Origin of the sequence: Lentilactobacillus fungorum, assembly GCF_016860605.1 — a bacterium.
Classification (GTDB): domain Bacteria; phylum Bacillota; class Bacilli; order Lactobacillales; family Lactobacillaceae; genus Lentilactobacillus; species Lentilactobacillus fungorum.
Genome location: NZ_BNJR01000004.1, coordinates 429,772 through 440,690, shown reverse-complemented (window position 1 = coordinate 440,690; position 10,919 = coordinate 429,772). Strand labels below are relative to the sequence as shown.

Here is a 10,919-nt window from a genome sequence, read left to right as displayed (position 1 = left end):
CGCAAGCTTCTGTCCTAATAAAGTAAACAAAGCAAGCGGCTGGGAAGTGAAGCTAAACGACTAGAATCGTAAAATAGCTGTTTGGCGGTCAGCAAAAAACATAACCCGACAGAATCCTTTGAATTAGCGGATTTTAGGTTGAAACTTTTTGCCGAAATATTCATATGTAAGCGTCTATGTCCGCAAGTATTCCAATTATACCACGCAAGAGCGGTTGTTTTTTACGGGCGCCTTTGGTATGATAATAGGCAATCATTTCAATTTAATGAAAATGAAGAGACGAATTAGTAACTTATAACTTGTTGATCAGAAACCAAGTGGCTGCTGTGAACTTGGAGCAGGTTTAGGTGAACTCATCGTCGAATGAATGGCTGAAGTGAGTAGGCTGTTCCGGACTATCGCCGTTATCGATTTTGAGTGCTCAGTGAATGAGAAGATAGGTGGTAACGCGATAATTCGTCCTATGAGAATCCCAGTGTGGTTTCTTATAGGCTTTTTTTCATTTGTATTGAAAAACTTTGAAAGGTGGCAGTTGCAAAATGGCATACAATCACGACGTAATTGAGCGTAAGTGGCAGCATTATTGGAATGAACATAAGACCTTTAAAGTAACTGAAGACAAAACTAAGGATAAATATTATGTGATGGATATGTTTCCATACCCATCCGGCCAGGGCCTGCATGTGGGGCATCCTGAAGGGTACACGGCGACTGATATTATGGCTCGAATGAAGCGGATGCAGGGCAAAAACGTGTTACACCCAATGGGATGGGATGCCTTTGGGTTACCCGCTGAACAATATGCTTTAAAAACAGGCCATAATCCGCGTGATTTTACCGCTAAAAACATTAAGGTATTTAAAAAGCAGATTAAATCGCTTGGTTTCTCTTACGACTGGGATCGAGAAATTAATACGACAGATCCGAGCTATTATAAATGGACTCAGTGGATTTTTGAGCAATTATACAAACATGGCTTAGCTTACGAAGATAATATTGAGGTTAACTGGGCCCCTGACTTTATGGGCGGGACGGTGGTTGCCAACGAAGAGGTTGTCGATGGCAAGACTGAACGTGGCGGTTATCCCGTCTATCGCGTACCAATGCGACAATGGGTGCTTCGAATCACGGCATACGCTGATCGCTTAATTGATGATTTGGATGATCTTGATTGGCCGGAAAGTATCAAGGAACAGCAACGAAACTGGATTGGCCGCTCTCGTGGGGCTAGTGTCTTCTTTAAGGTCAAAGGCCACCCCGATGAGCAAATTGAGGTCTTTACGACTCGGCCAGACACGCTCTTTGGTGCCACTTATATGGTCTTAGCTCCTGAACATGATTTGGTCTCTAAGATTACAACCCCAGAACAAAAAGCTGCCGTTGATCAATATCGGGATGAAGTATCAAGGAAATCAGATCTTGAACGAACTGATTTAAATAAAGATAAGAGCGGGGTTTTCACGGGCGCTTATGGGATTAATCCAATGAATGGTAAAGAAGTGCCAATTTGGATCGGTGATTATGTTCTTGAATCTTATGGTACCGGTGCAATTATGGCCGTACCCGCCCATGATGACCGGGATTACGAGTTTGCAAAGAAATTTGGATTGCCAATTGTTCCAGTAATTGAGGGCGGCAATACGGATGAAGCAGCTTATACGGGCGATGGCCCTCACTTCAACTCTGGCTTTATGGACGGAATGGCTAAAGATGACGCCATCAAGGCAGCCATTAATTGGTTGACCGATCACCAGGCTGGCCATGAAAAAGTCAATTATCGTTTACGAGATTGGATCTTTAGCCGTCAACGATATTGGGGCGAGCCAATTCCAGTTATCCACTGGGAAGATGGTGAAACTACATTGGTGCCGGAAGATGAATTGCCGTTAAAACTGCCAAAAGCCAAAGATATCCAAACTTCAGGCGGCAAGGAGAGTCCCCTGGCTAACTTAACTGATTGGGTTAACGTAGTGGATCAGAATGGCCGAAAGGGTAAACGTGAGACTAATACCATGCCACAGTGGGCAGGAAGTTCTTGGTACTTCATTCGTTATGTTGATCCAAATAACGATCAAGTGATTGCTGACCCTGAAAAATTGAAGTACTGGTCACCAGTTGATCTATACGTGGGCGGTGCTGAACATGCGGTTCTTCATTTATTGTACGCAAGATTTTGGCATAAGTTCCTTTATGATTTGGGGGTTGTCCCAACGAAAGAACCATTCCAAAAATTAGTTAACCAGGGAATGATTCTGGGAACCAACCATGAAAAGATGTCTAAGTCCAAGGGCAACGTCATTAATCCAGATGATATTGTTCGAGATTATGGTGCCGATACATTGCGCGTCTATGAAATGTTTATGGGACCAATTGACGCGGCTAAACCATGGAGTACTGAAGGAATCAATGGTGCTCATCACTGGTTGGACCGGGTTTGGCGGTTGATGATTGACGACAATAATCACTTGCGGGATCGGGTGACGACATTTAATGATGGGAAGCTCGACAAAGTCTATAATCAAACTGTCAAGATTGTAACCGATGATTTTGAGCATATGCGCTTTAATGTTGGGATCTCCCAGATGATGGTGTTCATCAACGATGCGTATAAAGCAGAGGCATTACCAATCGCTTATATGGAAGGATTTGTCAAGATGCTCTCACCGGTTGCCCCGCACATTGCAGAGGAACTTTGGAGCTTGTTAGGCCATGATGGCACGATTACTTATGAGAAATGGCCAACTTATGATCCCGACCAATTGGTTGAAGATCAAGTTCAGGTGGTCGTTCAAGTAAATGGTAAGGTTCGCGCTCATCTAAAAATTGCCCGGGATGAAGATCGAGAAAAAGTTGAATCACTTGCAAAGAGTGATGAAAATATTCAGCGATACACGGCCGGCAAAACGATTCGCAAAGTGGTTGTGATCCCCAATAAGATTGTTAATATTGTTGTGAGTTAGTAACAGAACAGCAAGTTAAAAAGCCAAGTAACGAATTCATTTCTTAATGAAAATGGGTTCGTTATTTGGCTTTTTCTAATAGTTAAGATGAATTAGATTTTAATGATAAAACAAGTGGTTAAGTGCTTAAGGACTTTGAAAAATAATTAATTATTGGTCCAGTTCGCTGGCCGAATTATCTTTATAGTTTTTAGCCCATAAAAATTCTGTTAAGATTTTATTGACTGCTAAATTATTATTGTGTAATTCACTATGCTGTGCCTTGGGGCCAAATGCTTGAAACGTTTGGTAAAAACTTACGTGGTCGCGGAGTACATAACCTAACGAGAGGGCAGAGGCGTTTGTGACGACTCCGTCAGAATTTGTGCCGTTGCCCAAGTTACCATATATATTGAGTACGCGAGCTTGTTTTGGGAAATTTCGTCTTAATCGATAGAGCATCTTATATTCTGGATGGATAATCTGCGGTTTTCCGGTCGGCAAAATCCGATTTTGATTTGGCGCGTCGTCCCACAACTGAACCAGTGGACCAGAAGTTGGTTGGTTAGATTTATGGTTGTTCATGATGCCATCGTAGGGACCTGCGATCACACAAATTTTGTTAACCCGGGGAAGGTTAGGCTGATTGCCGTTTAAGAGATTATAGTAGATAACGGCGTATGCCCCCATTGAGTGACCAACGAAGTTAAGTTGGTTAACGTGGTATTTTTTCTTGAGCAACTTAGCAACCTTAGTCAGCCAATGAGTATACTGCACTTCACCAGCACGGTTATTATCCATTCGAACCATAATAATCGGATTTCTCATCCATCGCTTAATAGTACCAGTGACTGAAATTTTGCCATTTGAGTGAACATGGATGATCATTCGACGAGTCGCTGCCCCACTGATTTCTGTAGCGGAAATAATTTCTTTTTCGGATCGCAATGAGCCACTCCAACCGTGAACAAACAAGGTTGGGATATTTGAATTGACAAACCGTTGCGTTAACTGGCGTTGTTTTTCTTGACTATGCCAGATTGAAACCCCGATTCCTAAGATGATTAGGCTACCGATTAAAAAATAAAGTATTCTAAATGTGTTGGAATGCCGAGCATCAAACATTAACTAACCGCCTTGTGTAACGAATTCTTTACCTTAGACTTGACGTATGCATAGAGAATAGAAAGAACAAACGAGATAATGAGTGCCAAGATCGTTTCTAAAATAGCGCTCTTGTAGCCAGCTTCATCGACAATGTCAATTACCGCCTTATGCAAATACATAATGCCCAGAGTTTGCTGACCAAGCAGTTGAATTGGTTTAATGGCTAATTGAGGCATTAATTTGCAGAAATAATAGCTGGCACTAAAGACAACCAAGCAAACGATAATCGGGATAAACACGATGTAAGAAACTCGCGAAATAGGGACATGGTGATATGAGGCATGAATAATCTTTGATTTTAAATAAAAGCCGAAATTAAAGCGATCCATGTGCTGCATCCAAAACGCCCACACAGTAAATAGTGCCGCTGGAATAATGATCCATAAGTCCTTGACCATTTCTTGAATTTTGTGGAAGTAAAGATAACCAAATAACATGAAGAACATGGCAATGAAAGCGACATCAAAATCCCATGGCAGGTATTTATAAGTCAAAAAGTAGATGTGTTTATAGCTGGTGGCAACAATTAGCGAAATAAACGCGATGATAATTTGTGCTTCTCGATTTTTCACGTATGTAATGACAATTGATGTCAATAAAAGAGCAAGCAGGTAGACGTTGATATACCAAAAAACGCTAAGATAGTGATTCAAGGTCCGACCGCCATATACAAGCCGAACAAAGTAAAAAAGAGTATAAGACCAGCTTTCTCCACGGACGAAGTGCGAAACCATAATCAAAAAACCACCGCAGATAAAGTATGAAATCAATAACGGGAAAATCCTCTTTTTTAAGAAGGCCAGCCATTGATTATTAACGATCGGCTTTAAGAAAAAGCCCCCCATAATGAAGAAGATTGGCATATGCCACCAGTACAGAAAATGAAACATTGTTCCGTGACGGGTCATCGCGTGACCCAAGACAACGGCAACAATCCCAACGGCTTTGGCCACATCGATCCATTCGATTCTTTTTTTACTCACAACAATTTCACCTCATCAATTTTTAAAAGCACTATTAAAAATATTCTAGTGCATATTAGACCCTCCTGACAACCGTTTTTAGAGACAAGCCAATAAAAACAGTTGGGTTTAGCAGTCCTTACTATATCTTGTCCTGAATGCTAATGCAACCAGTCATTGCCAACCCTGCTCAGCGAGCTCATTAATCGGGATGGTGGTGTTGGCACTTCGTGGTGAGATGAGCGAAGTGCTGAAAATTTTTGAAAGATGTAAAAAACGCCTAATCAATAGGCTGACTAAGCGTTAGGTCATTTGGATCACGGTTCACGGGTTTAACTAAATTAAGGAGCATTTAGTTGTAACCGTAGCTTTTAATTCGCCTGATGGGCGTGCATGAACTCAGGTAAAGACTCGCTAATTTGATGAGGTAAAACGACGTATTGTTTTTTTGCTAATTGATCGGCAATTGCGCTATGGGCATAAACGGCTGCAAGTACCGCAGCAGGCTTATCAGCAAATTGAGCTGTAAAGCCGCCAATCATCCCTGCCAAGGTGTCTCCCATGCCGCCAGTTGCTTGTGCAGGGGTACCACCGGTATTTTCGTAAACTTGGTTATTGAGGCAAACTTGCGTCCGGTGAGATTTAATGACGGCAATGGCATTTAGTTGATTTGCCACGGCTAAGTTCGCTTCTGGCGTTTGGTCGGCAATTTTAATCCCTGAAACGCGTTGCCATTCCATTTGGTGAGGGGTAAGGACGTTTAGCGGTCCACTGGGTAACGTGAGTTTGCTATTAGCAAGCAATGTGAGCGCTGAGCCATCGATGACAAGAACTTGACCGGGCTTGGCCAATGCAAACGTCCGTTCTAACAAAGTACGGGCCTTTTCATCTGTTCCCAATCCCGGGCCAATAACAATCACGGTTGCCGCCGAGAGAATTGGCTCGGCCATTTCAAACTGGTTGTTATCGACAAACATTGCTTCTGGCAGCCAGTCATGTAGGCTGGTTTGATTAGTTGAGTCGCTGACGGTTGTTACCAAACCCGCGCCGCTATAGACTGCAGCTAAGGAAGCCATAATAATGGCCCCACCGAAATTTTGACTGCCGCCAACTAAGGCAACTTTACCATAAGTCCCCTTAAAACTATCAGCGGGTCGTTGGCGAATCACCTTTGTTAGAATCTTATCCGTGATTTTTTTCATCATTAATCCTTCTCTCACTGAAATTAATTACTATTTTTATTATAACATTACGAATGGTAAGCAATCATAACGCGAATGGCGTTCTGTGATAAAATACAGATATATGACAGGAGTGAGAAATCAATGACAATCGATTGGAAACAACAAGCACAAACTTATCGTGATCGCTATTTGAAGGACTTAAGCACACTTATCAGCATTAAAAGTGTACGAGACGACGATCACGCAACTGATGAATATCCGTTAGGCCAAGGACCCACACAGGCGATGCAACAATTCTTAGCTTTTGGCGACCGGGATGGGTTTGTTACTAAAAATCTCGACAACATCGTCGGCTATATTGAGTATGGTAGCGGGGAGCAAACAATGGCAATCCAGGCGCATGCGGATGTGATGCCAGCTGGAGATGGTTGGCAGACCGAACCGTTTGAGATGGTTGAAAAAGATGGCAACGTATATGGCCGGGGCACTTCTGATGATAAGGGGCCGGCACTTGCCGCTTACTACGGCTTGAAGATGCTAAAAGATAATGGCATTACCCCCAAGATGAAAATTCGCCTAATTATTGGTACTGATGAAGAAAGCCACTGGACCGGCATGAAGCATTATTTTGAAGTTGAACCGAAACCGGCGTTTGGCTTTTCGCCGGATGCAGAATTTCCACTGATTAATGGTGAAAAAGGCAATGTAACCTACATCACCACGTTTGGTCATACCAACGGCGAAGAATATACTTTAAAGAACTTTGAGTCTGGGCTGCGGCCAAATATGGTTCCGGGAAACGCAACCGCATTGGTTGAGACGGGTGATAACGAGGGCTTTGCCGACGCGTTTACGCGATTTTTAGATACCAATCCACTCGCGGGTGATGTAAAAGCGACTGATCAAGGCGTTATTGTTCACGTGATTGGAAAAGCAGCCCATGCGATGGAACCGAAGAATGGCGTGAATGCTGGGACATATTTGGCTAAGTTCTTACAGCAGTTTGAGTTTAGTGGGGCAGCCAAAGAATTCATTGATTATCTGGCGGATGATCTTCATGATGATTCGCGGGCCACTAAGATTGGCGCAAACTATGTTGATGATGTAATGGGTGATGTGACTATGAATGTGGGAATTATGAGCTTTAACCCTACCGATGGCGGTCTAGTCAACACGAATTTTAGATACCCAAAAGGAACCGATGATCAAGAAATCTTAGCACGTTTGGTGGCGGCTGCCGGGAAACATAATGGCAAAGTAAGCGAAATTGATCATATGGGTCCCCACTACGTAAACCCTCAAGATCCAATTGTTAAAACGCTGTTAAACGTCTATCAAGAACAAAGTGGCGAAAAGGCGGCTACCCCAGAAGTTGTCGGTGGCGGAACTTATGCACGGCTGATGGATCGCGGGGTTGCCTTTGGTGCATTATTCCCAGGAACCGCCGATACGATGCATCAAGCAAACGAGTTCCAGCCGGTCGCTGACTTACTTAAAGCAATGGCCATTTATGGTCAGTCAATTTATGAGTTAGCTGCCAAATGATTTGAGGTGCTAATATGCTCGAATTTAATTATCAAACTATTTTGGTCGGCGTTGATGGCTCAAAAACGGCTGATAAAGCTGTTAGCAAAGCAATTGCGATTGCCAACCGGAATGCTGCCAGGTTAGTGATCGCGACCGTCATTAACAATCGAGATATCATTGGCGTTTCCAAGACTGCTAGGTTAGGGTTTGGCAATGTCAGTCCCGAAACAATCGATCGCTTGAAGAATCATTATCAACGGTTGGTTGATAAATATGCTAAGCAGGCTGAAGATAGTGGGGTTAAGGTTAAAACAATTGTAACGACTGGTGATCCGAAGACAGTTCTTGCACGTGAGATTGTGTTAGCAGAAAATATTGACGCAATTGTGATTGGCGCGACCGGCGCAAATTTTGTCGGCCGCGTTACAATGGGCTCAACGGCAGCGTTTGTGATTGCCCAAGCACCATGTGACGTGTTTGTTGTTCATCGAGATCGTCAATAGTAGTAACCTGCGTGGTTGAACCAATCGGAAGGATCCGAGGGGGCGGCTGCGCTTTTTAATTGGGGTTAAGCCGGGCAATCACTAGCTGGTGGTTGCATCATATGACCAGTTAAGTTTATACTTCTTGGGTACACTATTTAGTAATCTTAAGCGATGGGGAATTACAGATGATCGATGTTTTGTTCAATGAAAGCTTCGCAAACTCACTCAAATATTTTTATCAACAGCATCAAATTGCCAACGAGTTGATTGTTTTACCGGTTCATCTGAATTTGGGTGATATCACGCTGGGAAATTTCATCGAAAATCGACGAACGCTCTTTAAAATTCAGAGTACGCACGATCGGTTTTCGACGACTTCTAGAAAGATGCAACAGCTAACTGAATCGTTGAAACAACTGGATGAAGTCGCTGAGCGAGGCTTACCAATTCGAATCTGGTGGAGTGATCTAAGTGAAGACGTGTGCGGTTTCTTATGGCTGTGTGAAGCACTGGCCGACAAGGGAGCGCGAGTCTTTGAGATCCACGTGCCGCTTTCGTTTGTAAGAGGTGAGGCCTTGGTGACGTTATCAAGTTTAGGCGAACTTCTTTACGACGATATTGAACGACTGGGATTGACCAAATTTGAAAAGCCACTCACTCGACAGCAGCGGAAGGTCTATCGTTATGGTTGGCGCGATTTGCGGTCTGATAATACACCGGTTCGGGTGAATATCAATGGTCAATTGGTTAGCCAGCCAATCAATTTTTATGATCAATTTCTGTTAAGTCAAGTGAGTTCTAAACAATTTCGAAATGTCGTCCGGGTAATCGGTGAAACGCTCGGTCGCTATCCAGTTGGTGCGCCCGATTGGTGGTACCGTCATCGGATTGATTATCTTATTTCTAAAGGCGTGTTGAATTTTCAAAAAGCTGATCCTCACGTCAACGAATTGGATCCGGGTAAAATTAAACGAAATGACTAAAAAACGAAGACCCTCTGCAATTTATCCAGAGACAGTCTTCGTTTTTTATAGCGTTTCTTGTTGCGGTTGGCGAATCTTTGCCAGTGCGTCATCAATTTGTCCAAGGACGATTTGAACATTTTTGGGATCACTGAGATCGTACTTTTGGAGATCGATTCTCATTTTAGGGCTCACGTCATAATCTTGGTACCACTTTTTATAAGCTGCCCACATCTTGAAGTAATAGTCTTGTAATCCCGGATTGCCGTCAAATTGTTCATATGTGCGGCCGCGTTTTTTAATGCGATACTTAATGGTTTCAAAGTCGCTGTCAGCGTAAACTAACAAGTCAGGCGCCTTTTTTGGTAATTGGTCCAATTCGCTCATCATGTTGTCAAGTAACTTGAGATAAACGGCCAATTCGGTATCGCTAATATTACCCTCGGCGTTATTTTCCTTAGTAAACAATGCATCTTCGTAAATAGAACGGTCTAGGACGTTGTTATCATTACTCAGGGCCTGTTTGATCATTGAAAAGCGTTTGTTTAAGAAGTAAATCTGCAATAAAAAGCCATATTGTTTCTGATTTGAATAGTAAAGCGGTAGGACCGGGTTGTCGCCAACGGGTTCAAAAAAAGCCTTTGTGCCAAGATGTGCTGCAATTTTTGCGGTTAACGTTGTCTTTCCAACGCCGATCATTCCTGCTGTAATTATCACCATGGTAGCCCCTCTTTTAATAAAGTTACAAGATATAGTGTATCACAAAAAGCAGTCACACAATATTGATATTTATTGGAAAAAATCAGGCGAAAATCAAAGGGGTCTGCTTATTAAGTAGTACAATGTATGTATCGAGTTAAATGGAGGGAATCTCATGTATAAAGCGGTTGTTTTTTTCGATCTAGATGGAACGTTATTCGATAATCAAAAGAATGTTTCGGATGATAATATCGCGGCCATCAACCAATTACGGCAAAATAATATTTTACCTGTCATTTCAACTGGCCGAAATATTTTCGAAATTCAGTACGTAATAGACGCCACCGGCATCGATTCTTTAGTAAGCGCAAATGGCAGTTATGTCCAATATGAGGGCAAAAAGTTAAAGGCAGAACAGATCAGCCAAGACGTCATTGAAGAAATTTTGGCGTTTGCAAAGGATCAAGGCGATGTCATCTCATTTTATAATAATCAAGAATTTGCTTTAACTGCTGAAAATGACTTAACTAAGGTTAACTATCGCTTGTTAAGATTGACTCCCCATGTCGATCCGGACTTCTATAAGACCCATGAAGTTAATTTCTTAAACGTCTTTAATTATGACAAGGATAAATTATATCAAGAGGCGTTTGCTGGTCGGCTATCCTTGGTTCGAAATAACCCCCGCTGTTTGGATACGATGAAGTGGGGCGTTTCAAAGCAAACCGGAATCCAAGCACTTCTTAAAACGGCTAACTTAGGTGACATCCCGACGTATGCATTTGGTGATCAACTAAATGATTTACAGATGTTCGCGGAAGTCGATTACCCGATTGCGATGGGAAATGGGCACCCAGATGCCAAGGCGAAAGCTTCGTTTGTCACTAAGTCAAACATCAATGGTGGCATTGTTTATGGGCTGCAGCACTATGGGCTCATTAAGTAAGCACTAATTATCAAGTTATCGGGTTCTTAAAAGCCAAACGGGAGACTT

The 10,919-nt window shown here is 42.7% G+C and carries 9 protein-coding genes and 1 other annotated feature; of the genes, 5 read left to right on the top strand and 4 right to left on the bottom strand.

Translation table 11 applies throughout. The features are described from left to right. Positions 1-265: 265 nt before the first annotated feature. Positions 266-467, top strand: a binding site (T-box leader). 72 nt (positions 468-539) lie between these two features. Further along, a complete protein-coding gene (leuS, locus tag YK48G_RS02360) occupies positions 540-2,960 on the top strand; it encodes a leucine--tRNA ligase (protein WP_203629090.1) in 2,421 nt (806 codons plus the stop codon). 150 nt (positions 2,961-3,110) lie between these two features. On the opposite strand, the gene YK48G_RS02355 is transcribed toward leuS, so the two are convergent. From YK48G_RS02355 to YK48G_RS02345, 3 genes are all read right to left on the bottom strand, one after another. After that, on the bottom strand, positions 3,111-4,064 hold the full coding sequence (locus YK48G_RS02355; protein ID WP_203629089.1) for an alpha/beta hydrolase: 954 nt from the start codon (positions 4,062-4,064) through the stop codon (positions 3,111-3,113). Next, positions 4,064-5,089 carry an acyltransferase family protein gene (locus tag YK48G_RS02350; protein WP_203629088.1) on the bottom strand — a complete coding sequence of 342 codons (1,026 nt, stop codon included), beginning with the start codon at positions 5,087-5,089 and terminating at the stop codon, positions 4,064-4,066. Before YK48G_RS02350 ends, YK48G_RS02355 begins: the two co-directional genes overlap by 1 nt. 350 nt (positions 5,090-5,439) lie before the next feature. Further along, the gene (locus YK48G_RS02345) at positions 5,440-6,273 is read right to left on the bottom strand and encodes an NAD(P)H-hydrate dehydratase (protein ID WP_203629087.1); all 834 of its coding nucleotides are present in this window, start codon (positions 6,271-6,273) and stop codon (positions 5,440-5,442) included. Between the two features lie 120 nt (positions 6,274-6,393). Between YK48G_RS02345 and pepV the strand changes: the two genes are divergently transcribed. From pepV to YK48G_RS02330, 3 genes are all read left to right on the top strand, one after another. Continuing rightward, on the top strand, positions 6,394-7,797 hold the full coding sequence (pepV, locus tag YK48G_RS02340; RefSeq protein WP_203629086.1) for a dipeptidase PepV: 1,404 nt from the start codon (positions 6,394-6,396) through the stop codon (positions 7,795-7,797). A gap of 14 nt (positions 7,798-7,811) precedes the next feature. Next, entirely contained in the window at positions 7,812-8,282 is a 471-nt protein-coding gene (locus YK48G_RS02335; RefSeq protein WP_203629085.1) for a universal stress protein, read from the top strand. A gap of 167 nt (positions 8,283-8,449) precedes the next feature. Next, positions 8,450-9,247, top strand: a complete 798-nt coding sequence (locus tag YK48G_RS02330) for a DUF3658 domain-containing protein (protein ID WP_203629084.1) — start codon at positions 8,450-8,452, stop codon at positions 9,245-9,247. 45 nt (positions 9,248-9,292) lie between these two features. Here YK48G_RS02330 and YK48G_RS02325 read toward each other — a convergent pair whose 3' ends face one another. After that, entirely contained in the window at positions 9,293-9,946 is a 654-nt protein-coding gene (locus YK48G_RS02325; RefSeq protein WP_203629083.1) for a deoxynucleoside kinase, read from the bottom strand. Positions 9,947-10,100: 154 nt separating this feature from the next. Between YK48G_RS02325 and YK48G_RS02320 the strand changes: the two genes are divergently transcribed. Further along, positions 10,101-10,871 carry a Cof-type HAD-IIB family hydrolase gene (locus YK48G_RS02320; protein WP_203629082.1) on the top strand — a complete coding sequence of 257 codons (771 nt, stop codon included), beginning with the start codon at positions 10,101-10,103 and terminating at the stop codon, positions 10,869-10,871. The last annotated feature ends 48 nt before the right edge of the window (positions 10,872-10,919 follow it).